Source organism: Streptomyces sp. NPDC013457 (assembly GCF_043089925.1).
GTDB lineage: Bacteria > Actinomycetota > Actinomycetes > Streptomycetales > Streptomycetaceae > Streptomyces.
In genome coordinates, this window is record NZ_JBICBL010000007.1 from 366,031 (window position 1) to 389,211 (window position 23,181).

At 71.9% G+C, this 23,181-nt stretch carries 21 protein-coding genes; 19 read left to right on the top strand and 2 right to left on the bottom strand.

Translation table 11 applies throughout. The features are described 5' to 3' along the window. Positions 1 to 109 precede the first annotated feature (109 nt). The 13 genes from ACF1G2_RS21240 to ACF1G2_RS21300 all read left to right on the top strand — a co-directional run bounded on the left by ACF1G2_RS21240 (position 110) and on the right by ACF1G2_RS21300 (position 16,049). Positions 110 to 1,090, top strand: coding sequence for an aspartate carbamoyltransferase catalytic subunit (locus ACF1G2_RS21240; RefSeq protein ID WP_352186560.1), 981 nt, complete (start codon positions 110 to 112; stop codon positions 1,088 to 1,090). Positions 1,091 to 1,092: 2 nt separating this feature from the next. Further along, positions 1,093 to 2,379: a dihydroorotase gene (locus ACF1G2_RS21245; RefSeq protein WP_391799752.1), complete on the top strand. Its 1,287-nt coding sequence runs from the start codon at positions 1,093 to 1,095 to the stop codon at positions 2,377 to 2,379. Then, the gene (locus ACF1G2_RS21250) at positions 2,376 to 2,942 is read left to right on the top strand and encodes a hypothetical protein (protein WP_391799753.1); all 567 of its coding nucleotides are present in this window, start codon (positions 2,376 to 2,378) and stop codon (positions 2,940 to 2,942) included. Before ACF1G2_RS21245 ends, ACF1G2_RS21250 begins: the two co-directional genes overlap by 4 nt. Continuing rightward, on the top strand, positions 2,939 to 4,081 hold the full coding sequence (gene carA, locus ACF1G2_RS21255; RefSeq protein WP_391799754.1) for a glutamine-hydrolyzing carbamoyl-phosphate synthase small subunit: 1,143 nt from the start codon (positions 2,939 to 2,941) through the stop codon (positions 4,079 to 4,081). The genes ACF1G2_RS21250 and carA overlap by 4 nt, the downstream gene beginning before the upstream one ends. After that, positions 4,074 to 7,382, top strand: a complete 3,309-nt coding sequence (gene carB / locus ACF1G2_RS21260; protein ID WP_391799755.1) for a carbamoyl-phosphate synthase large subunit — start codon at positions 4,074 to 4,076, stop codon at positions 7,380 to 7,382. Before carA ends, carB begins: the two co-directional genes overlap by 8 nt. A gap of 56 nt (positions 7,383 to 7,438) precedes the next feature. Next, on the top strand, positions 7,439 to 8,551 hold the full coding sequence (locus tag ACF1G2_RS21265; RefSeq protein WP_391799756.1) for a quinone-dependent dihydroorotate dehydrogenase: 1,113 nt from the start codon (positions 7,439 to 7,441) through the stop codon (positions 8,549 to 8,551). Next, positions 8,548 to 9,435: an orotidine-5'-phosphate decarboxylase gene (gene pyrF, locus ACF1G2_RS21270; RefSeq protein WP_391799757.1), complete on the top strand. Its 888-nt coding sequence runs from the start codon at positions 8,548 to 8,550 to the stop codon at positions 9,433 to 9,435. Before ACF1G2_RS21265 ends, pyrF begins: the two co-directional genes overlap by 4 nt. A gap of 274 nt (positions 9,436 to 9,709) precedes the next feature. Further along, the gene (locus ACF1G2_RS21275; protein ID WP_026246651.1) at positions 9,710 to 10,033 is read left to right on the top strand and encodes an integration host factor; all 324 of its coding nucleotides are present in this window, start codon (positions 9,710 to 9,712) and stop codon (positions 10,031 to 10,033) included. Positions 10,034 to 10,082: 49 nt separating this feature from the next. Continuing rightward, the gene (gene gmk / locus ACF1G2_RS21280) at positions 10,083 to 10,646 is read left to right on the top strand and encodes a guanylate kinase (protein WP_352186567.1); all 564 of its coding nucleotides are present in this window, start codon (positions 10,083 to 10,085) and stop codon (positions 10,644 to 10,646) included. Between the two features lie 68 nt (positions 10,647 to 10,714). Beyond that, positions 10,715 to 10,987 (top strand): DNA-directed RNA polymerase subunit omega, encoded by a 273-nt coding sequence (gene rpoZ / locus ACF1G2_RS21285; RefSeq protein WP_005319902.1) that lies wholly within the window; start codon positions 10,715 to 10,717, stop codon positions 10,985 to 10,987. 118 nt (positions 10,988 to 11,105) lie between these two features. Beyond that, positions 11,106 to 12,317, top strand: a complete 1,212-nt coding sequence (gene coaBC / locus ACF1G2_RS21290) for a bifunctional phosphopantothenoylcysteine decarboxylase/phosphopantothenate--cysteine ligase CoaBC (RefSeq protein WP_391799758.1) — start codon at positions 11,106 to 11,108, stop codon at positions 12,315 to 12,317. Between the two features lie 269 nt (positions 12,318 to 12,586). Next, positions 12,587 to 13,795 carry a methionine adenosyltransferase gene (gene metK, locus ACF1G2_RS21295; RefSeq protein ID WP_260231122.1) on the top strand — a complete coding sequence of 403 codons (1,209 nt, stop codon included), beginning with the start codon at positions 12,587 to 12,589 and terminating at the stop codon, positions 13,793 to 13,795. Positions 13,796 to 13,904: 109 nt separating this feature from the next. Next, complete coding sequence (locus tag ACF1G2_RS21300; RefSeq protein WP_391799759.1) at positions 13,905 to 16,049, top strand: primosomal protein N'; 2,145 nt, start codon at positions 13,905 to 13,907, stop codon at positions 16,047 to 16,049. Between the two features lie 83 nt (positions 16,050 to 16,132). Here the strand turns inward: ACF1G2_RS21300 and ACF1G2_RS21305 are convergent, their stop codons facing one another. Beyond that, a complete protein-coding gene (locus tag ACF1G2_RS21305; protein ID WP_391799760.1) occupies positions 16,133 to 16,603 on the bottom strand; it encodes a hemerythrin domain-containing protein in 471 nt (156 codons plus the stop codon). 269 nt (positions 16,604 to 16,872) lie between these two features. Beyond that, the gene (locus ACF1G2_RS21310; protein WP_391799761.1) at positions 16,873 to 17,388 is read right to left on the bottom strand and encodes a hypothetical protein; all 516 of its coding nucleotides are present in this window, start codon (positions 17,386 to 17,388) and stop codon (positions 16,873 to 16,875) included. A gap of 264 nt (positions 17,389 to 17,652) precedes the next feature. Here ACF1G2_RS21310 and fmt point away from each other — a divergent pair, with 264 nt between their 5' ends. From fmt to ACF1G2_RS21340, 6 genes are all read left to right on the top strand, one after another. Next, positions 17,653 to 18,585 (top strand): methionyl-tRNA formyltransferase, encoded by a 933-nt coding sequence (fmt, locus tag ACF1G2_RS21315; RefSeq protein ID WP_391799762.1) that lies wholly within the window; start codon positions 17,653 to 17,655, stop codon positions 18,583 to 18,585. Between the two features lie 139 nt (positions 18,586 to 18,724). After that, positions 18,725 to 20,146, top strand: a complete 1,422-nt coding sequence (locus tag ACF1G2_RS21320; RefSeq protein WP_391799763.1) for an RsmB/NOP family class I SAM-dependent RNA methyltransferase — start codon at positions 18,725 to 18,727, stop codon at positions 20,144 to 20,146. 152 nt (positions 20,147 to 20,298) lie between these two features. Further along, positions 20,299 to 20,982, top strand: a complete 684-nt coding sequence (rpe, locus tag ACF1G2_RS21325; RefSeq protein ID WP_391799764.1) for a ribulose-phosphate 3-epimerase — start codon at positions 20,299 to 20,301, stop codon at positions 20,980 to 20,982. Positions 20,983 to 21,168: 186 nt separating this feature from the next. Then, a complete protein-coding gene (locus ACF1G2_RS21330; protein ID WP_352186625.1) occupies positions 21,169 to 22,185 on the top strand; it encodes a sugar-binding domain-containing protein in 1,017 nt (338 codons plus the stop codon). Between the two features lie 217 nt (positions 22,186 to 22,402). Further along, positions 22,403 to 22,804, top strand: a complete 402-nt coding sequence (locus ACF1G2_RS21335) for a ribonuclease domain-containing protein (RefSeq protein WP_391799765.1) — start codon at positions 22,403 to 22,405, stop codon at positions 22,802 to 22,804. Then, positions 22,791 to 23,111 carry a barstar family protein gene (locus tag ACF1G2_RS21340; RefSeq protein ID WP_391799766.1) on the top strand — a complete coding sequence of 107 codons (321 nt, stop codon included), beginning with the start codon at positions 22,791 to 22,793 and terminating at the stop codon, positions 23,109 to 23,111. Before ACF1G2_RS21335 ends, ACF1G2_RS21340 begins: the two co-directional genes overlap by 14 nt. Positions 23,112 to 23,181: the final 70 nt, after the last annotated feature.

Genomic DNA, 23,181 nt, shown 5'->3' on the forward strand with positions numbered 1-23,181 from the left:
GTCCGGCTTCCCGACGGGTCCAGGGCACACCCCTGCGCGCCCGCGCCCCCGCCGGGGCGGTCCTGCACACCCCAGGGCCCCCCACCTCCCGACCACGGAGAACACCCCGATGATGCGTCACCTCATCTCGGCCGCCGACCTCACGCGCGACGACGCCGTCCTCATCCTCGACACCGCCGAGGAGATGGCGCGGGTCGCCGACCGGCCGATCAAGAAGCTGCCCACGCTGCGCGGCCGGACCATCTGCAACCTCTTCTTCGAGGACTCCACCCGTACCCGGATCTCCTTCGAGGCCGCCGAGAAGCGCCTCTCCGCCGACGTGATCAACTTCGCGGCCAAGGGCTCCAGCGTCTCCAAGGGCGAGTCCCTCAAGGACACCGCGCAGACCCTGGAGGCGATGGGCGTCGACGCCGTCGTCATCCGCCACGGCGCCTCCGGAGCCCCGTACCGGCTCGCCACCTCCGGCTGGATCGACGCTCCCGTCGTCAACGCGGGCGACGGCACCCACCAGCACCCCACCCAGGCCCTGCTGGACGCCTTCACCATGCGCCGCCGTCTCGTCGGCCGCGATGCCGGCCTCGGCCAGGACCTCGCCGGCAAGCGCATCACGATCGTCGGAGACGTCCTGCACAGCCGGGTCGCCCGCTCCAACGTCGACCTGCTGCACACCCTCGGCGCCGAGGTCACCCTGGTGGCCCCGCCCACGCTCGTCCCGGTCGGCGTCGAGACCTGGCCGTGCGACATCAGCTACGACCTCGACAGCGTGCTGCCGAAGTCCGACGCGGTCATGATGCTGCGTGTGCAGCGCGAGCGGATGAACGCGGCCTTCTTCCCGACCGAGCGCGAGTACTCCCGGCGGTACGGGCTCGACGGCGACAGGATGGCGAGGATGCCCGAGCACGCCATCGTCATGCACCCCGGCCCGATGGTCCGCGGCATGGAGATCACCGCCGAGGTCGCCGACTCCGACCGCTGCACGGTCATCGAGCAGGTCGCCAACGGCGTCTCCATCCGGATGGCCGTCCTCTACCTGCTTCTGGGCGGCAACGAGCCCGCCGTCAGCCACATGCGTACCGAGGAGAGCAAGTAACCATGAGCAAGATTCTTATCCGCGGTGCCAAGGTGCTGGGCGGCGAGGCGCAGGACGTCCTGATCGACGGCGAGACCGTCGCGGAGGTCGGCACGGGACTGTCCGCCGAGGGCGCGACGGTGATCGAGGCCGACGGGCAGATCCTGCTGCCGGGCCTGGTCGACCTCCACACCCATCTGCGCGAGCCGGGCCGTGAGGACTCCGAGACCGTCCTCACCGGCACCCGCGCCGCCGCCTCCGGCGGCTACACCGCCGTCTTCGCGATGGCCAACACCTTCCCGGTCGCCGACACCGCCGGTGTCGTCGAGCAGGTCTACCGGCTCGGCAAGGAGTCCGGCTACTGCGACGTGCAGCCCATCGGCGCCGTCACCGTCGGCCTGGAGGGCAAGAAGCTCGCCGAGCTCGGCGCCATGCACGACTCCGCCGCCGGCGTCACCGTCTTCTCCGACGACGGCAAGTGCGTCGACGACGCCGTGATGATGCGCCGCGCCCTGGAGTACGTGAAGGCCTTCGGCGGTGTCGTCGCCCAGCACGCCCAGGAGCCCCGCCTCACCGAGGGCGCCCAGATGAACGAGGGCATCGTCTCCGCCGAGCTCGGGCTCGGCGGCTGGCCCGCCGTCGCCGAGGAGTCGATCATCGCCCGTGACGTGCTCCTCGCCGAGCACGTCGGCTCCCGGGTCCACATCTGCCACCTCTCCACGGCCGGCTCCGTCGAGATCGTCCGCTGGGCCAAGTCCCGCGGCATCGACGTCACCGCCGAGGTCACCCCGCACCACCTCCTCCTCACCGACGAGCTGGTCCGGAGCTACAACCCGGTCTACAAGGTCAACCCGCCGCTGCGCACCGAGCGCGACGTGATGGCGCTGCGCGAGGCCCTGGCCGACGGCACGATCGACATCGTCGCCACCGACCACGCCCCGCACCCGCACGAGGACAAGGACTGCGAGTGGGCCGCGGCCGCCATGGGCATGGTGGGCCTGGAGACCGCGCTCTCCGTCGTCCAGCAGACGATGGTCGAGACCGGACTCCTCGACTGGGCCGGCGTCGCCGACCGGATGTCGGTGAAGCCCGCCGAGATCGGGCAGGCCAAGGGCCACGGACGCCCCGTCTCGGCAGGTGAGCCCGCCAACCTGACCCTGGTCGATCCGGCATACCGTGGTCTCGTGGACCCCGCGGGCTTCGCCTCCCGCAGCCGCAACACCCCGTACGAGGGCCGCGAGCTGCCGGGACGCGTCACCCACACCTTCCTGCGGGGCCGGGCAACGCTCGTCGACGGGAAGCTGGCGTGACACTCATCGAACTGGCCGCCGAGGCCGAGAAGAAGTCGGCGGAGGTGACCGACTGGGCCGGACGGATCGGCTGGGTCGCGGGACTCCTGCTCTTCATCGCCTTCGTCTACTGGCTGATGCGCCAGGGATGGAAGTGGCGCGGCAGCCTCCAGTCGGACCTCCCCGAACTGCCGGGAATGCCCGGGGGCGCCGGTGAGGCGACACTGAAGCTCAGCGGCCGGTACCACGGCTCGACCACGGCCGGGCAGTGGCTCGACCGGATCGTCGCCCACGGCCTCGGGGTCCGCAGCCGCGTCGAGCTCACCCTCACGGACGCGGGGGTCGAGGTCGTACGCCCCGGGGCGAACGACTTCTTCATCCCGGCCGCGGCCCTGCGCGAGGCCCGGCTCGACAAGGGCATCGCGGGCAAGGTCCTCGCCGAGGGCGGGCTGCTGATCGTCACGTGGGCGCACGGCGAGAAGCTGCTCGACTCCGGCTTCCGGTCCGACCGGGCGGCGGAACACGCCACCTGGGTCGAGACCCTCAACAGCATGATCAAGACGACGGAAGGCACCGCACGATGACGACCTCCACCCGGGGAACCGGCAAAGTTCCCGCCGTACTCGTCCTGGAGGACGGCCGCATCTTCCGCGGCCGTGCCTACGGGGCCGTGGGGGAGACCTTCGGCGAGGCCGTGTTCTCCACCGGCATGACCGGCTACCAGGAGACCCTGACCGACCCGTCGTACCACCGCCAGGTCGTCGTGATGACCGCCCCGCACGTCGGCAACACCGGCGTCAACGACGAGGACCCCGAGTCCTCCCGCATCTGGGTCTCCGGCTACGTCGTCCGCGACCCCGCGCGCGTCACCTCCAACTGGCGCGCCAAGCGCTCGCTGGACGAGGAGCTCGCCGCCCAGGGCGTCGTCGGCATCTCCGGCATCGACACCCGCGCCCTCACCCGCCACCTGCGCGAGAGCGGCGCCATGCGCGTCGGCATCTTCTCCGGCAACGTGCTGCCCGACGAGGGCACCATGCTCGCCGAGGTCCGCCAGGCCCCCGAGATGACGGGCGCGAACCTCTCCGCCGAGGTCGCCACCAAGGAGACGTACGTCGTCCCCGCGATCGGCGAGAAGAAGTTCACCGTCGCCGCCGTGGACCTCGGCATCAAGGGCATGACCCCGCACCGGATGGCCGAGCGCGGCATCGAGGTCCACGTCCTGCCCGCCACCGCGACCGCCGAGGACGTCTACGCCGTCAACCCCGACGGTGTGTTCTTCTCCAACGGCCCCGGCGACCCGGCCACGGCCGACGGTCCCGTCGCCGTGATGCGGGCCGTCCTGGAGCGCAGGACCCCGCTCTTCGGCATCTGCTTCGGCAACCAGATCCTCGGCCGCGCGCTCGGCTTCGGCACCTACAAGCTGAAGTACGGCCACCGGGGCATCAACCAGCCGGTGCAGGACCGTACGACCGGCAAGGTCGAGGTCACCGCGCACAACCACGGCTTCGCCGTCGACGCGCCCCTCGACAAGGTCTCCGAGACCCCCTTCGGGCGTGCCGAGGTCTCGCACGTCTGCCTGAACGACAACGTGGTGGAAGGCCTCCAGCTGCTCGACCAGCCGGCCTTCTCCGTCCAGTACCACCCCGAGGCGGCCGCGGGCCCGCACGACGCCGCGTACCTCTTCGACCGTTTCGTATCCCTGATGGAGGCCGAGCGTGCCTAAGCGCACCGATATCCAGTCCGTCCTGGTCATCGGCTCCGGCCCGATCGTCATCGGCCAGGCCGCCGAGTTCGACTACTCCGGCACCCAGGCCTGCCGCATCCTCAAGGCCGAGGGCCTGCGGGTGATCCTGGTCAACTCCAACCCGGCCACGATCATGACCGACCCGGAGATCGCCGACGCCACCTACGTCGAGCCGATCACCCCCGAGTTCGTCGAGAAGATCATCGCCAAGGAGCGCCCCGACGCCCTCCTGCCCACCCTCGGTGGCCAGACCGCGCTCAACACCGCGATCTCCATGCACGAGCAGGGCGTCCTGGAGAAGTACGGCGTCGAGCTCATCGGCGCCAACGTGGAGGCCATCCACAAGGGCGAGGACCGCGACCTCTTCAAGGGTGTCGTCGAGGCCGTCAAGGCCAAGATCGGTTACGGCGAGTCCGCCCGCTCGGTCATCTGCCACTCCATGGACGACGTCCTCGAGGGCGTCGAGACGCTCGGCGGCTACCCCGTCGTCGTCCGCCCCTCCTTCACGATGGGCGGCGCCGGCTCCGGCTTCGCCCACGACGAGGACGAGCTGCGCCGCATCGCGGGCCAGGGCCTGACGCTCTCTCCCACCACCGAGGTGCTCCTGGAGGAGTCCATCCTCGGCTGGAAGGAGTACGAGCTGGAGCTGATGCGCGACAGGAACGACAACGTCGTGGTCGTCTGCTCCATCGAGAACTTCGACCCGATGGGCGTCCACACCGGTGACTCGATCACCGTCGCCCCGGCGATGACCCTCACCGACCGCGAGTACCAGCGGCTGCGGGACATCGGCATCGCGATCATCCGCGAGGTCGGCGTCGACACCGGCGGCTGCAACATCCAGTTCGCGGTCAACCCGGACGACGGCCGGATCATCGTCATCGAGATGAACCCGCGCGTCTCCCGCTCCTCCGCCCTCGCCTCCAAGGCGACTGGCTTCCCGATCGCGAAGATCGCGGCGCGTCTCGCCGTCGGCTACACGCTGGACGAGATCCCCAACGACATCACGGAGAAGACCCCGGCGTCCTTCGAGCCCACGCTCGACTACGTCGTCGTCAAGGCCCCGCGATTCGCCTTCGAGAAGTTCCCGCAGGCCGACTCCACGCTGACCACGACCATGAAGTCCGTCGGCGAGGCCATGGCCATCGGCCGGAACTTCACCGAGGCGCTGCAGAAGGCCCTGCGCTCCCTGGAGAAGAAGGGCTCGCAGTTCACCTTCGTCGGCGAGCCCGGCGACAAGGCCGAGCTGCTCACCGAGGCGGTCCGCCCGACCGACGGCCGCATCAACACCGTCATGCAGGCCATCCGCGCCGGGGCCACCCCCGAGGAGGTCTTCGAGTCCACGAAGATCGACCCGTGGTTCGTCGACCAGCTCTTCCTCATCAAGGAGATCGCCGACGAGCTCGCCGAGGCCGAGAAGCTCCATCCCGAGCTGCTCGCCGAGGCCAAGCGCCACGGCTTCTCCGACGCCCAGATCGCCGAGATCCGCGGCCTGCGCGAGGACGTCGTCCGCGAGGTCCGGCACGCGCTCGGCGTCCGCCCGGTCTACAAGACGGTCGACACCTGCGCCGCCGAGTTCGCCGCCAAGACGCCGTACTTCTACTCCTCGTACGACGAGGAGAGCGAGGTCGCGCCCCGCACCAAGCCCGCCGTGATCATCCTGGGCTCCGGCCCGAACCGCATCGGCCAGGGCATCGAGTTCGACTACTCCTGCGTCCACGCCTCGTTCGCCCTCAGCGACGCCGGCTACGAGACCGTGATGGTCAACTGCAACCCGGAGACCGTCTCCACGGACTACGACACCTCCGACCGCCTGTACTTCGAGCCGCTGACGCTCGAGGACGTGCTGGAGATCGTCCACGCCGAGACGCTGGCCGGCCCCGTCGCCGGTGTCGTCGTCCAGCTCGGCGGCCAGACCCCGCTGGGCCTCTCCCAGGCGCTCAAGGACAACGGCGTGCCCGTCGTCGGCACCTCCCCGGAGGCGATCCACGCCGCCGAGGACCGCGGCGCCTTCGGCCAGGTCCTCGCCGACGCCGGCCTCCCGGCCCCCAAGCACGGCACCGCGACCACCTTCGCCGGCGCCAAGGCCATCGCCGACGAGATCGGCTACCCCGTCCTCGTACGCCCCTCGTACGTGCTCGGCGGCCGCGGCATGGAGATCGTCTACGACGAGACCCGCCTGGAGTCGTACATCGCCGAGTCCACCGAGATCAGCCCCACCCGGCCGGTCCTGGTCGACCGCTTCCTCGACGACGCCATCGAGATCGACGTCGACGCCCTCTACGACGGCCACGAGCTCTACCTCGGCGGCGTCATGGAGCACATCGAGGAAGCCGGCATCCACTCCGGCGACTCTGCCTGCGCCCTGCCCCCGATCACCCTCGGCGGCTTCGACATCAAGCGCCTGCGCGCCTCCACGGAGGCCATCGCCAAGGGCGTCGGCGTCCGCGGCCTGATCAACATCCAGTTCGCGATGGCCGGCGACATCCTGTACGTCCTCGAGGCCAACCCGCGCGCCTCCCGGACCGTCCCCTTCACCTCGAAGGCGACCGCCGTACCGCTGGCGAAGGCCGCCGCCCGCATCTCGCTCGGCGCCACCATCGCCGAGCTGCGCGAGGAGGGCCTGCTCCCGAAGACCGGCGACGGCGGCACCCTGCCGCTCGACGCGCCGATCTCCGTCAAGGAGGCCGTGATGCCGTGGACCCGCTTCCGCGACATCCAGGGCCGCGGCGTGGACACCGTCCTCGGCCCGGAGATGCGCTCCACCGGCGAGGTCATGGGCATCGACACCGTCTTCGGCACGGCGTACGCCAAGTCGCAGGCCGGCGCCTACGGCCCGCTGCCCACCAAGGGCCGCGCCTTCATCTCCGTCGCCAACCGCGACAAGCGCTCGATGATCTTCCCGGCGCGCGAGCTGGTCGCCCACGGCTTCGAGCTGATGGCCACCTCGGGCACGGCGGAGGTGCTCAAGCGCAACGGCATCAACGCCACGATCGTGCGCAAGCAGTCCGAGGGCGAGGGCCCGAACGGCGAGAAGACGATCGTCCAGCTGATCCACGACGGCCAGGTCGACCTGATCGTCAACACCCCGTACGGCACCGGTGGCCGCCTCGACGGCTACGACATCCGTACGGCGGCGGTCGCCCGCTCCGTCCCGTGCCTCACCACGGTCCAGGCGCTCGCCGCCGCCGTCCAGGGCATCGAGGCGCTCGGCCACGGCGACGTCGGCGTCCGCTCGCTCCAGGAACACGCGGAACACCTGACCGCGGCCCGCGACTAGCAACCCACGAGGGGGACACCGGAAACGGTGTCCCCCTCTTGCTGAGGACACCCCACATGTACAAGTTCTTCTTCGACCTCGTCTTCAAGCGGATGGACCCGGAGCAGGCCCATCACCTGGCCTTCCGCTGGATCCGCCTGGCCGCCCGCGTCCCGGTGCTCCGCACCTTCGTCGCCGCCGTGCTCGCGCCCCGGTACAAGGAGCTGCGCACCGAGGCCCTCGGCCTGCGCATGCACGGCCCCTTCGGTCTCGCCGCCGGATTCGACAAGAACGCCGTCGCCATCGACGGCATGTCGATGCTCGGCTTCGACCACATCGAGATCGGCACCGTCACCGGCGAGGCCCAGCCCGGCAACCCCAAGAAGCGGCTCTTCCGGCTGGTTCCGGACCGCGCGCTCATCAACCGCATGGGCTTCAACAACGAGGGCTCCGCCGCCGTCGCCGAACGCCTCCACGCGCGCGTGCCGGTCTTCAGGACCGTCGTGGGCGTCAACATCGGTAAGACCAAGGTCGTCCCGGAGGCCGAGGCCGCCGCCGACTACGTGAAGTCCACCGAGCGCCTCGCCCGGTACGCCGACTACCTGGTCGTCAACGTCTCCTCCCCGAACACCCCGGGGCTGCGCAACCTCCAGGCCACCGAGTCCCTGCGCCCGCTGCTCACCGCCGTGCGCGAGGCGGCCGACCGCACGGTCACCGACCGCCGCGTCCCGCTCCTGGTCAAGATCGCCCCCGACCTGGCCGACGAGGACGTCGACGCCGTCGCCGACCTGGCCCTGGAGCTCGGTCTGGACGGCATCATCGCCACCAACACCACCATCGCCCGCGAGGGCCTCGGCCTGAAGTCCGACCCGGCCCTGGTCAAGGAGACCGGCGGGCTCTCCGGCGCCCCCGTCAAGGAGCGCTCCCTCGCCGTCCTCAGGCGCCTCCACGCGCGCGTGGGCGACCGGCTGGTCCTCGTGGGCGTCGGCGGCATCGAGAACGCCGAGGACGCCTGGCAGCGCATCCTGGCCGGTGCCACCCTGATCCAGGGCTACAGCGCCTTCATCTACGAGGGGCCGTTCTACGCCCGCGCGATCCACAAGGGCCTCGCCGCGTGCCTCGCCGCCTCCCCGTACGCCACCCTCGCCGAGGCCGTCGGCGCCGACAACCGAAAGGCCGCAACCACGTGACCGCCCTCCCGTCGCCCGACCGCCACCCCTCGACGACGCCCCTCGGCCGGCCCCTGCCGTTCGGCACCCGCCTGCGCTCCGCCATGGACGAGCGCGGTCCGCTCTGCGTCGGCATCGACCCGCACGCGGCTCTCCTCGACTCCTGGGGCCTGACCGACGACATCGCGGGCCTGGAGCGCTTCACCTTCACGGTCGTCGAGGCGCTCGCGGAGACCGTCGCCGTCTTCAAGCCGCAGGCGGCGTTCTTCGAGCGCTTCGGCTCGCGCGGCATCGCCGTACTGGAGCGCGCCGTCGCCGATCTGCGGGCCGAGGGCGGCCTGGTCGTCATGGACGCCAAGCGCGGCGACATCGGCTCCACCATGGCCGCGTACGCGGAAGCCTTCCTCCGCAAGGACTCCCCGCTCTTCTCGGACGCGCTCACGGTCTCGCCGTACCTCGGCTACGGCTCCCTGAAGCCGGCCGTCGACCTGGCGCGGGAGAACGGCGCGGGCCTCTTCGTCCTGGCCCTCACCTCCAACCCGGAGGGCGCGGAGGTCCAGCGGGCCGTCCGCGAGGACGGCCGGACCATCGGCGCCACGATGCTGGCCCACCTCGCCGAGGAGAACGCGGGGGAGACCCCCATGGGCTCCTTCGGCGCGGTCGTCGGCGCGACGCTCGGCGACCTGTCCTCGTTCGACCTGGACATCAACGGCCCGCTCCTGGCCCCCGGCCTCGGCGCCCAGGGCGCCACCCCCGCCGATCTCCCCGCGGTCTTCGGCACGGCCGTCCGCAACGTCGTCCCCAACGTCAGCCGCGGCGTCCTCAAGCACGGTCCGGACGCCTCCGCGCTGCGCGCCTCGGCGGAGCGCTACGCGACCGAAATCCGCGAGGCCGTCGCCGGCTGAGGGTCCTCCGGACCAATCCGCAGGTGAGGGCCGTCTCATTCCTTGACAAGATCCTTACCCAAAACCCGGTTGTTATGCCGGAAAAGTCCTGGTCGGTCGATGCTGACCAGGACTTTTCGCTTGTTCTCGCTGACTGGAGAGACATTGGCCGCTAGTCTCCGGGGCAGAGTCGGCGTTCAACGTCACATGCGTTGGTCGCTGCTCCACTGGTGTGGGGCGATCAGGTTCCTCACCGGTCCGTATCCGACAGTTCGACATCCGAGGTGACGTAGGCGTGGCTCTTCCGCCCCTTACCCCTGAACAGCGCGCAGCCGCGCTCGAAAAGGCCGCCGCGGCTCGCCGGGAGCGGGCCGAGGTCAAGAATCGACTCAAGCACTCCGGCGCCTCCCTCCACGAGGTCATCAAGCAGGGCCAGGAGAACGACGTCATCGGCAAGATGAAGGTCTCCGCCCTGCTCGAGTCCCTCCCCGGCGTGGGCAAGGTCCGCGCCAAGCAGATCATGGAGCGACTCGGGATCTCCGAGAGCCGCCGTGTCCGCGGGCTCGGTTCCAACCAGATCGCCTCCCTGGAGCGCGAGTTCGGCAGCACCGGCGCCTGAGACGGGACTGCCGTCCCAGGCACCCCCGTAAAGCTGGAATAATCGCTGCATGGCAGCAGAGGTACGTCCGCGGCTGACCGTGCTCTCCGGCCCCTCCGGGGTGGGCAAGAGCACGGTCGTCGCTCATATGCGCAAGGTCCACCCCGAGGTCTGGCTCTCGGTGTCGGCCACGACACGAAAGCCCCGCCCCGGCGAGAAGCACGGCGTCCAGTACTTCTTCGTCACGGACGACGAATTCGACAAGCTGGTCGCCAACGGGGAACTCCTCGAATGGGCCGAGTTCGCGGGCAACCGCTACGGCACGCCGCGCCAGGCGGTGCTGGAGCGCCTGGAGGCCGGCGAGCCCGTGCTCCTGGAGATCGACCTCCAGGGCGCCCGGCAGGTCAAGGAGTCCATGACCGACTCGCAGCTGGTCTTCCTGGCGCCGCCGAGCTGGGACGAGCTGGTCCGCCGGCTCACCGGCCGCGGCACCGAGTCGCCCGAGGTCATCGAGCGCCGGCTGGAGGCCGCCAAGATCGAACTGGCCGCCGAGCCGGAGTTCGACACCACCCTGGTCAACACCTCCGTCGAGGACGTGGCGCGTGAGCTGCTAGCCTTGATGAACGTTGTTTGATCTTTTTCTGATCACCTGGATCTGATCATCCCGATCAGCTCACAGAAGTTTCTTCGGAAGGCTAGAGCGTGTCCTCTTCCATCACCGCGCCCGAGGGCATCATCAACCCGCCGATCGACGAGCTGCTCGAGGCCACCGACTCGAAGTACAGCCTCGTGATCTACGCGGCCAAGCGCGCGCGTCAGATCAACGCGTACTACTCGCAGCTCGGCGAGGGCCTGCTCGAGTACGTCGGTCCGCTCGTCGACACCCACGTCCACGAGAAGCCGCTCTCGATCGCCCTGCGCGAGATCAACGCGGGTCTGCTGACCTCCGAGGCCATCGAGGGCCCGGCGCAGTAAGCACGTACGAACGTCGCGTTCGTCACCCCAGGCCCGGCGGAACATCCGCCGGGCCTGTGGTGTCTCATGGAGTCGTACGCATCCGAGGTACGCAGTCCGAGTGCGGGGAGTGGCAGTGGTGACCAAGCCGAAGGTCGTTCTGGGCGTCAGCGGCGGCATCGCCGCGTACAAGGCCTGTGAGCTGCTCCGGCGGCTGACCGAGTCGGGTCACGACGTCCGTGTCGTGCCGACCGACTCCGCCCTGAACTTCGTCGGCGCGGCCACCTGGTCCGCCCTCTCCGGCAACCCCGTCTCCACCGAGGTGTGGGAGTCCGTCCACGAGGTCCCGCACGTACGGATCGGGCAGGCCGCCGACCTCGTCGTCGTGGCCCCCGCCACCGCCGACATGCTCGCCAAGGCCGCCCACGGCCTCGCCGACGACCTCCTGACGAACACGCTGCTCACCGCCCGCTGTCCGGTCGTCTTCGCCCCCGCGATGCACACCGAGATGTGGGAGCACCCCGCCACCCAGGAGAACGTGGCCACGCTCCGCCGGCGCGGCGCCGTCGTCATCGAGCCCGCGGTCGGCCGTCTCACCGGCGTCGACACCGGCAAGGGCCGGCTGCCGGACCCCGGCGAGATCTTCGAGGTCTGCCGGCGGATCCTCACGCGCGGCACGGCCGCCCCCGATCTCGTCGGCCGCCATGTCGTGGTCAGCGCGGGCGGCACCCGCGAGCCCCTCGACCCGGTCCGCTACCTGGGCAACCGTTCCTCCGGCAAGCAGGGCTACGCCCTGGCCAAGGCCGCCGCCGCCCGGGGCGCCCGGGTCACGCTCGTCGAGGCCAACACCGGCATCCCCGACCCCGCCGGGGTCGACGTCGTCCACGTCGGCACCGCGGTCCAGCTGCGCGAGGCCGTTCTCAAGGCCACGGCCGACGCCGACGCCGTGGTCATGGCCGCCGCCGTCGCCGACTTCCGCCCGGCCGTCTACGCCCCCGGCAAGATCAAGAAGCGGGACGACATCGAGGCGCCGGTCGTCGAGCTGGTCCGCAACCCCGACGTCCTCGCCGAGATCTCCGCCGACCGGGCCTTGCCGGACCAGGTGATCGTCGGCTTCGCGGCCGAGACGGACGACGTCCTCGCCAACGGGCGGGACAAGCTCCGCCGCAAGGGCTGCGACCTGCTCGTGGTCAACGAGGTGGGCGAGCGCAAGACCTTCGGCTCCGAGGAGAACGAGGCCGTGATCCTCGCCTCCGACGGTTCCGACACGCCCGTTCCGTACGGCCCGAAGGAAGCACTTGCCGAGAAGGTCTGGGACCTGGTCGCACCGCGCCTTAGGCCTCTTCCCTGAGAGAATTCGGGTAAATCTCACTCCCGGCGGCCGGATTTCACCGTGCCGGCCGAGTGGATTTCCCGGGAAAACGGTCCAAGCGGGCGATCCGAGCCGGTGAGAGCGGCGCGGGACGGACCGGAACCGGCGAGCGGGACGCTCCCATCTTCCGAGACACCTGGCCCAATGGCTGACGACGCCCGATAGACTGTTCTTGGTACGACGCGGGGCGCAGCCCCCTGCCGTCCGACATTGTTCAGCCAGCAGCCGCTGCAACCCCAGGGAGCATTGTGTCCCGTCGTCTGTTCACTTCGGAGTCCGTGACCGAAGGTCACCCCGACAAGATCGCTGACCAGATCAGCGACACCATCCTCGACGCGCTCCTCCGCGAGGACCCCACGTCCCGCGTCGCCGTCGAGACGCTGATCACCACCGGCCTCGTACACGTCGCCGGCGAGGTCACCACGAAGGCGTGGGCCGACATCCCCACCCTCGTTCGGAACAAGATCCTCGAGATCGGGTACGACTCCTCGAAGAAGGGCTTCGACGGCGCGTCCTGCGGCGTCTCGGTCTCCATCGGGTCGCAGTCCCCGGACATCGCGCAGGGCGTCGACACGGCGTACGAGAAGCGCGTCGAGGGCGACGAGGACGAGCTGGACAAGCAGGGCGCCGGCGACCAGGGCCTGATGTTCGGCTACGCGTCGGACGAGACCCCGGAGCTCATGCCGCTCCCGATCTACCTGGCGCACCGGCTCTCCCGCCGTCTGACCGAGGTCCGCAAGAACGGGACGATCCCGTACCTGCGCCCCGACGGCAAGACCCAGGTCACCATCGAGTACGACGGCGACAAGGCCGTCCGCCTCGACACGGTCGTGGTCTCCTCGCAGCACGCCTCGGACATCGACCTCGAGTCGCTGCTCGCGCCCGACATCCGTGAGTTCGTCGTCGAGCACGTCCTGAAGCAGCTCGTCGAGGACGGCATCAAGCTGGACGTCGACGGCTACCGCCTCCTGGTGAACCCGACCGGCCGCTTCGAGATCGGCGGCCCGATGGGCGACGCCGGCCTCACCGGCCGCAAGATCATCATCGACACCTACGGCGGCATGGCCCGCCACGGCGGCGGTGCCTTCTCCGGCAAGGACCCGTCCAAGGTCGACCGCTCGGCCGCCTACGCCATGCGCTGGGTCGCCAAGAACGTCGTGGCCGCGGGCCTCGCCTCGCGCTGCGAGGTCCAGGTCGCGTACGCGATCGGCAAGGCGGAGCCCGTCGGTCTCTTCGTCGAGACCTTCGGCACGAACACCGTCGAGACCGAGAAGATCGAGAACGCCATCGGCGAGGTCTTCGACCTCCGCCCGGCCGCGATCATCCGCGACCTCGACCTGCTCCGCCCGATCTACGCCCAGACCGCGGCGTACGGCCACTTCGGCCGCGAGCTCCCCGACTTCACCTGGGAGCGCACGGACCGCGTGGACGCGCTGAAGAAGGCCGCGGGCCTGTAGGCCTCGCGACCACCGCACACGACGGAAGCCCGGCACCCCTGAGGGGGCGCCGGGCTTCTGTGCGTCCGGCCCCGCCCGGCTGTCGGTGCGGTCTGGTAGGTATGGGGCTGTGAGCAGCGAGAACGAGACGCCCGAGGGTGCGGCCGGTGAGTCGCACGAGCAGCTCGCGCTCATTCGGGAGTCTGTGCGGAAGGCGAAGGTGCCGCGGGCCAAGCCGCGGACGTGGCGGGGGGCCGCGTTGGCCAAGGAGCTGCCCGTCGCGCGGGTGGTGGTCAACAAGGGAGTGCTCCATCTCGATCAGTTCTTCGACTACGCCGTGCCCGAGGAGCTGGACGCCGTCGCGCAGCCGGGGGTGCGGGTACGGGTGCGGTTCGGGGCCGGGGCGCATCAGGTCAGGGACGGGCGGCGCGAGGGCGGGCGGCTGATCGACGGGTTCCTCGTCGAGCGCCGCGCCGAGTCGGACTACAAGGGCGCGCTGGCCGCGCTCGCCGACGTCGTGTCGCCCGAGCCGGTGCTCAGCGCCGAGCTCCTGGGGCTCGCGCGGGCCGTCGCCGACCGGTACGCGGGGAGCCTGGCCGACGTGCTCCAGCTCGCGATTCCACCCCGCAGCGCGCGAGCCGAGGGAAAGGCGTCCCCCGAGCCGCTGCCCCCGCCCGCCGCGCCCGAGCCGGGCAGCTGGGGGCGGTACGAGCGCGGTCCGGCGTTCCTGGACGCCCTGGCCCGTGGCGGCGCCCCACGCGCCGTCTGGAACGCGCTGCCGGGGCCGTACTGGGCCGAGGAGCTGGCCCGGGCTGTGGGCGCCACGCTCGCGTCCGGGCGCGGCGCGCTGGTCGTCGTACCCGACGGGCGGGCCGCCGCGCGCGTGGACGCGGCGCTCGCAGCCCTGCTGGGGCCCGGGCGGCACGCGCTGCTCACGGCCGAGACCGGACCGGAGAAGCGGTACGCCCAGTGGCTCGCCGTACGGCGAGGGGCCGTGCGGGCGGTCGTCGGTACGCGCGCCGCGATGTTCGCGCCCGTCCGCGACCTCGGGCTCGTCGCCATCTGGGACGACGGCGACGGCAGCCACAGCGAGCCGCACGCCCCGCAGCCCCACGCGCGCGACGTCCTGCTGTTGCGCGCCGCGCACGACGGGTGCGCCTTCCTGCTCGGCTCGACCAGCTGCACCGTCGAGGCCGCACAGCTCGTGGAGTCCGGCTGGGCCGCTCCTGTCGTGGCCGGCCGCGACCAGGTGCGCGTCGCCGCCCCGCTCGTCCGCACCGTCGGGGACGAACTGCTCGCCCGCGACGAGGCGGCGCGCGCCGCGCGGCTGCCGTCCCTTGCCTGGGAGACCGTACGGGAGGGCCTGAAGACCGGTCCCGTGCTGGTCCAGGTCCCGCGCCGGGGCTACGTACCGAGGCTGGCGTGCGAGCGCTGCCGGACGCCCGCCCGCTGCCGGCACTGCGCCGGGCCCCTGGAGGCACCCGAGCAGCAGGAACTGCGGTGCGGGTGGTGCGGGCAGGGCGCGCCGGACTGGAATTGCGTCGAGTGCGGCGCGACGCGGCTGCGGGCACAGATCGTGGGCGCGCGGCGGACGGCCGAGGAACTGGGCCGGGCGTTCCCGGCGGTACCGGTGCGGACGTCGGGCCGGGACCACGTCCTGGACACCGTGCCCGGCCGGCCCGCGCTCGTGGTGTCGACGCCGGGGGCGGAGCCGGTCGCCGAGGGCGGCTATGCGGCGGCGCTGCTGCTCGACGGCTGGGCGATGCTCGGCCGCCCCGACCTGCGGGCGGGCGAGGAGGCGCTGCGCCGCTGGATCGACGCGGCATCGCTGGTACGGGGGCAGGGCGAGGGCGGCACGGTGGTGGTGGTCGCGGAGCCGACGCTGCGGCCGGTGCAGGCGCTGGTCCGGTGGGACCCCGTGGGCCATGCCCAGCGCGAGCTGGCCGAGCGGGCGGAGCTCGGCTTCCCGCCGGTGTCCCGGATGGCGGCGGTCTCGGGTCCGCCGGATGCGGTCGTGGCGTTTCTTTCGGCGGCCGAACTGCCCGGCGACGCGCAGGTGTTGGGGCCGGTGCCGCTGCCCGTCGTGCGGCCCGGAGGTCCGCGGCGCCCGGGGGACACCCCGCCGGGCGAGCAGTGGGAGCGCGCACTCGTCCGCGTGCCCCCGGGCAACGGCGCGGCGCTCGCGGCGGCGATGAAGAAGGCCCAGGCGGCGCGGCTGGCGCGCGGCGGCGGGGAGGCGGTGCGGGTGCGGGTGGATCCACCGGACATCGGCTGACGCGCCGTGGGGGCCGGACGGCGCCCGCCGTCCGGCCCCCACGGTCCATCCCGCAGGTCAGCCGTGCGGGGCGCGTCGTTCGGTCACAGCGGGCCCAGCACCTCCCGGGGCTCGGCCGCCAGCTCCAGGGTTTCGAGCACGGTGAGCAGTTGCCGCTCCTCGTAGCGGAAGTGGTTCTCCATGATCGCTGCGATGCCTTCGAGGTGGTGATCGAGTTCCTCGGGCGGCGCCGCCCTGTCGACCGCGGCCTGCAGGCCGCCGATCAGGTGGGCGATCATCGAGTGATCCTGCTGGAGCGAGCGCAGCACCGGCCGAAGCTCCGGATGGGCAGCTGCGATGGCCGGGAACAGGGTGTGGTCCTCGCCCTGATGATGGCCGTCGAGCGCCGTACAGAACCCATGGCAGTACAGCAGCAGTTCACGGGTGGCCGCTTCGCCGGGGGTGCCGTCGGCAAGGGAGGCGCGGGTCAGGGCCAGCGCTTCCCTCAGTCGGGCGTGGACCCGGCGGAGTTCTTGGCTCCAGGCGACGAGCCTGGTCGTCTCGCGCTCAGTCACGCGAGAACGAAGGGTGCGACGAGAGCATCGTCGATCTCCTTCGGTTCGGCGCCTCCATGCCTGACACGGTCTGCCACCGGCACGCGATGCTGCACCCATCTTACCGTGCCTGCACGGCACCTGACGCCCCGTCGCCCCACGGGCGGCGGTCACGGAGGTCGATCAGGGTAAGGCGACCAGGGCACGGCGACGCTCGGAACGGTCTGTCGCGGGACCCCGCCGCCCCGGTGGGGTGGACCGGGGCGGCGGCGGGGGCGTTCGGCGGCGGGTCAGCCGTTGCGGGGGCCCGGGAAGGCCGGGGGGCGGGGGTCCTCGCGGAGGGGCGACTGCGCCGCCGGCTGCGGAGGCATCGTGCGGGCCGGCGGCACCGCCGGGAGCGTGCGCGCCACCACCGGCTCCGGGGCGCGCTCCTGCTCCACCACCACACCCGGCTGCGGCGCGCGCCGTGCGCCGTACCGGCGGTGGACCGCCTGCTTCGTGACCCCGAGCGCCGAGCCCACCGCGTCCCACGAGAACCCGAGCGAGCGGTCGAAGTCGACCGCCGCCGTCACCAGCGTCTCGACGCTGTCCCGCAGCTCCTGCGCGAGCCGGACGGTCGGCGCGGGTGCCCGGCCGTAGACGACGAAGCCGGTCGACGGGCCGGAGCGGCGCGGACGGTAGACGTTGCCCAACTGGGCCGTGAGCGTGCGCAGTGCGTCGACCTGGCGCCGGACCCGCTCGATGTCCCGCACCAACAGGTGCAGACTCGCCCGGGCTTGGGCGTCGTGGGTTGCGTGGTCGGCCATGTGAAAGCCTCTCGAACCGGCGTGGAAAAGGGTCGGGCCACGACGAGGGGGCGGGGCCCGTTTCGGTCAATCTCTCTTGACCAACGCGCCACCCGGGGTTGGGTCACGCATCGGGGGCGTACACGCATATGCGTGGGGCGCTCGCCGTGACGTACGCCCCCTCGCGCCACGGCCTCTAGACTGGTGCGCTGCCCTCCCCCAGGCTCTCGGCTCCGCTCGAGCAGGGGGGTACCCCCCATCGCCCCGAGATGCGAGGTTTTCCGAGTGAAGCTGGTCTTCGCAGGCACCCCCGAGGTCGCCGTGCCCGCCCTGGATGCCCTGCTCGCCTCCGGCCGGCACGAGGTGGCCGCCGTCGTGACCCGCCCCGACGCCCCCGCCGGCCGTGGCCGGCGCCTGGTCGCGAGCCCGGTCGCCCAGCGGGCGGAGGAGGCCGGGATCGAGATCCTCAGGCCGGCGCGGCCGAGGGACGAGGCGTTCCTCGCGCGGCTGCGGGAGATCGCGCCGGACTGCTGCCCGGTCGTCGCGTACGGCGCTCTGCTCCCCAAGGTCGCCCTCGACATCCCGGCGCACGGCTGGGTCAACCTGCACTTCTCGCTACTGCCGGCGTGGCGCGGCGCGGCGCCCGTGCAGCACGCCGTGATGGCGGGCGACGAGGTGACGGGCGCGTCGACCTTCCAGATCGAGGAGGGGCTCGACTCGGGACCGGTCTACGGCGTGATCACCGAGGACGTCCGCCCCACCGACACCAGCGGCGACCTCCTCACCCGGCTCGCCTTCGCGGGTGCGGGCCTGCTGTCCGCGACGATGGACGGCATCGAGGACGGCACCCTGAAGGCCGTTCCGCAGCCCGCCGACGGCATCACCCTCGCGCCCAAGATCCAGGTCGAGGACGCGCACGTGGACTGGAAGACCCCGGCGCTGCGCGTGGACCGCGTCGTGCGCGGCTGCACGCCCGCCCCGGGCGCCTGGACCGTGTTCCGCGGCGAGCGCCTCAAGCTGATCCAGGCGGCGCTGGTCCCGGACCGTACCGATCTGACGCCCGGCGAACTCGCGGCCGGAAAGAACAACGTGTACGTCGGCACCGGCTCGCACGCCGTCGAGCTGCTCTGGGTCCAGCCGCAGGGCAAGAAGCCGATGAAGGCCGCCGACTGGGCGCGCGGCGTCCGCATCGCCCCCGGCGAGCGTGTCGGCGTCTAGCCCGGCGGCGGGAGCGAGCCCGTCTCGTGTCTGATCGCCGCCGGGGCCGTCGGCGTCGTCACGGGGGCTTTTCGGCGTGCGGGGGCGGCGGACGTAGGCTGAGAGGGTTCGACCTCGTCATTTCTCACGCGGAGCACCTTTGAGCGAGCAGGCACGTCGCCGTCCCCCCAAGCCGTACCGCCGTCCCCAGAAGGATCCCGTGCGGATCCTGGCCTTCGAGGCGCTCAGGGCGGTCGACGAGCGGGACGCGTACGCGAATCTCGTGCTGCCGCCGCTGCTCAGGAAGGCCCGGGAGAAGGGCGACTTCGACGGACGCGACGCCGCGCTCGCGACCGAGCTGGTCTACGGCACGCTGCGGCGCCAGGGGACGTACGACGCCATCGTGTCCGCCTGCATCGACCGGCCGCTCCGCGAGGTCGACCCGCCGGTGCTCGACGTGCTGTCGCTCGGCGCCCACCAGCTGCTCGGGACGCGCATCCCGACCCACGCCGCCGTCTCCGCCAGCGTGGAGCTCGCACGCGTGGTGCTCGGCGACGGGCGGGCCAAGTTCGTGAACGCCGTTCTGCGGAAGATCTCGCAGCACGACCTCGACACCTGGGTGGAGCAGGTCGCGCCGCCCTACGAGGACGACGCCGAGGACCATCTCGCGGTCGTCCACTCGCACCCCCGCTGGGTCGTCTCCGCGCTCTGGGACGCCCTCGGCGGCGGCCGGGCCGGCATCGAGGACCTGCTGGAAGCCGACAACGAGCGCCCCGAGGTCACGCTCGTCGCCCGCCCGGGCCGCGCCACCACCGACGAGCTCACGGGCGAGGACACGCTGCCCGGCCGCTGGTCGCCGTACGCGGTCCGGCTGGCCGAGGGCGGCGAGCCCGGGGCCATCGAGGCCGTGAAGGAGGGGCGCGCGGGCGTCCAGGACGAGGGCAGCCAGCTCGTCGCCGTCGCGCTCGCCAACGCGCCCCTGGAGGGCCGCGACGAGCGCTGGCTCGACGGCTGCGCGGGCCCCGGCGGAAAGGCGGCCCTCCTGGGCGCCCTGGCCGCCGAGCGCGGCGCCGCCCTGCTCGCCTCCGAGAAGCAGCCGCACCGTGCCCGTCTCGTCGAGCGCGCGCTCGCCGGCAACCCCGGCCCGTACCAGGTCATCGCCGCCGACGGCACCCGCCCGCCGTGGCGCCCCGGCTCCTTCGACCGCGTCCTGATGGACGTCCCGTGCTCGGGCCTCGGCGCCCTGCGCCGCCGCCCCGAAGCCCGCTGGCGTCGCCGCCCGGAGGACCTGGACGGCTTCGCCCCGCTCCAGCGCGGTCTGCTGCGCGAGGCGCTGTCGGCGGTCCGCGTCGGGGGAGTCGTCGGGTACGCCACCTGCTCGCCGCACCTGGCCGAGACACGGGTGGTCGTCGAGGACGTGCTCAAGGGCCGCGGCGGGCCGGCGGTCGAGGCGGAGTGGATCGACGTACGTCCCCTGATGCCCGGCGTGCCCGCGCTCGGCGAGGGGCCGGACGTCCAGCTGTGGCCGCACCTCCACGGCACGGACGCGATGTATCTGGCGCTGCTGCGGCGGACTGCCTGACGGGGGCGGATCCGCCCCCGTCCGGCATGTGGACAGGGGCGAATCCGGAATCAGGTCCGAATCCGGGCCGAATCCGTACCGAACCCGCGTGGATCCCGGTTCGAAACCGCTCAGCGGCAAAGAAGTGCCCAAGAACATGGCAGGCTTGGCTCATGGCGCAGATCAACCCCAGCATCCTGTCCGCAGACTTCGCCCGCCTCGCCGACGAGGCACGGGCCGTCGACGGTGCCGACTGGCTGCATGTCGATGTCATGGACAACCACTTCGTGCCCAACCTGACGCTCGGCGTGCCGATCGTCGAGTCGCTCGCGCGGGCCACGGACACCCCGCTGGACTGCCATCTCATGATCGAGGACCCCGACCGCTGGGCCCCTCAGTACGTCGAGGCCGGCGCCGGGTCCGTCACCTTCCACGTCGAGGCGGCCGCGGCCCCCGTGCGGCTGGCGCGCGAGATCCGTGCCAAGGGGGCGCGGGCCTCGATGGCGCTGAAGCCCGCCACCCCCATCGAGCCGTACGAGGACCTGCTCCCCGAGCTGGACATGCTGCTGATCATGACCGTCGAGCCGGGCTTCGGCGGGCAGGCGTTCCTCGACATCATGCTGCCCAAGATCCGTCGCACCCGTGAGCTCATCTCCAAGCACGGACTGGAGCTGTGGCTGCAGGTCGACGGCGGGGTGGCCGAGTCCACCATCGAGCGGTGCGCCGAGGCCGGCGCCGACGTCTTCGTCGCCGGGTCGGCGGTCTACGGCGCCCAGGACCCGGCCGAGGCCGTCCGCTCCCTCCGCGCGAAGGCCGACGCCGCGACCGCCACGGCGGCGTGGGCGTGTGGCCACTGAGCCTCCGGCAGATGAACGCGGTCCGTCGGAGCACCGACAGGACCGATCGGGACCCGCCGGATCTGACAGGATGAACGGCGAGTCCAGAGTGTGAACGACAGCAGGACGACAACAGCACGACAGCAGCACGACGCGGCACGTGGGCAGCGGTACGTGAACAGAGCTAAGGAGATCGCGGTGGCGGGAATCTCGGCGGGACGGTCAGCCCTGCGGATGGGACCCGCGGAGCTGGTGCAGGCGGCGGCCATGGCGCGCCGTTTCTACCTCGAGGGCAAGTCCAAGATCCAGATCGCCGAGGAGTTCGGCGTGAGCCGCTTCAAGGTGGCCCGGGTCCTGGAGACCGCGCTCGAACGCGACCTCGTACGGATCGAGATCCGCGTCCCGGCCGAGCTGGACGCGGAGCGCTCGGACGCGCTCCGCGCCCGGTACGGGCTCCGCCACGCCGTCGTCGTCGAGTCCCCGGCGGAGGGCGAGGACGAGTCGCCCGACCCGGAGAACCTCGGCGAGGTCGCGGCCGACCTGCTCGGCGAGCTGGTGAACGAGGGCGACGTCCTGGGCCTGGCCTGGGGCCGCTCGACGATCCACATGGCCGCCGCCCTCGACCGGCTGCCCCCGTGCACCGTCGTCCAGCTCACCGGCGTGTACGACGCCGGGACGGCCGAGCGCGGCTCGGTCGAGGCGGTACGGCGTGCGGCCCAGGTCTCCGGCGGCGAGGCGCACCCCATCTACGCGCCGATGCTGCTGCCCGACCCCGCCACGGCGGCCGCGCTGCGCAACCAGACGGGCATCGCGCGGGCCTTCGAGTACTTCGACAAGGTCACCGTCGCCTGTGTGTCCATCGGCTCCTGGGAGCCGGGCATCTCGACCGTGCACGACATGCTCACGGACGAGGAGCGCGCCCACTACGCCTCCCTCGGCGTCGCCGCCGAGATGTCCGCGCACCTCTTCGACACCGAAGGGCGCCGGGTGGGCCGTGACCTGGGCGAGCGGTGCATCACGGTCGAGGCGGACCGGCTGCGCCGGATCCCCGAGGTCGTGGCGATCGCGGGCGGCCAGCGCAAGGCGGCGGCGATCGGCGCGGTGCTCCGCTCCGGGCTGGTCACCAGCCTGGTGACCGACCGCGCCGCGGCCGACTACCTCCTCACCGAGTCCGCCCCCGGCTCGCGCCCCGCGCTGGAACGGAAGGACCCGGACGGCGTCTGACGCCCCGGCGCCTGTGGGCCCGATCGGTCGGCCCCGGGCGGGCATCCCCGGCCCGGCTGGCAGTCCCGGCCCGGTCAGTTGTACTGAGCCGGGCCCGGCCGGTCGGCCCTGGCCCGGCATCCCCGGGGGCATCCCCGGCCCGGTCAGTACCGAGCCGCGTCCGCCGCCGTCCGCGCGGGACCCGTACCGGCGGGCCCGGCGCCGGTATCGTCGGCGCATGCTGCCCCGGACCCTCCGCGCGCTGCTCGCACTCGTGCTGTGCGTCGCGGCACTCGTCGGCTGTTCCACCGCCGCCGGCGACGGCGCTCCCGCCCCCACCGGATCCTCCGGGCTCGTGACCGTCCAGGCCGGCGACCTGCCGGCCGAGGCGCGGGCGGCCCTGGAGCTCATCGAGCGGGGCGGGCCCTTCCCGTACGAGAAGGACGGCGCGACCTTCTCCAACTTCGAGCGGATCCTGCCGCTCCACGAGCGCGGCTACTACCGCGAGTACACCGTCCGGACCCCCGGCGAACGCGACCGCGGCCCACGGCGCCTCGTCACCGGGCGGGGCGGCGAGGTCTACTACACGGACGACCACTACGAGACCTTCCGTGAGGTGGTGACCGATGAGGCTCGATGACGCGCGCGTCCTCGACCTGAACGGGATCGTCGACAAGGCCGGGTTCATGGACCGCTGCTCCACCGCCCTCGGGCTCCCCGCCTGGTTCGGCCGGAACTGGGACGCCCTGGCCGACTCCCTGACGGACCTCCCCGAGCCGGTGGCCCTCGTCGTCACCGGCTGGAAGTCCTACGCCGAGGCGAGGCCGAGCGACTGGGAGACCGCCCAGGACGTCTTCGCCACGGCCGTCGACGCCAGCCCGACCGGCCTCACCGTCCTCCTCGCTCTTGGAGGAAACGACAAGACCGGTGTCGCAAGCCTCGGATGAAACGCCCGGTCCTGGTATTCGTACAGGCGTGGGACAATGAACTACGTGCTTTTTCCCCTGGCTGAAATGC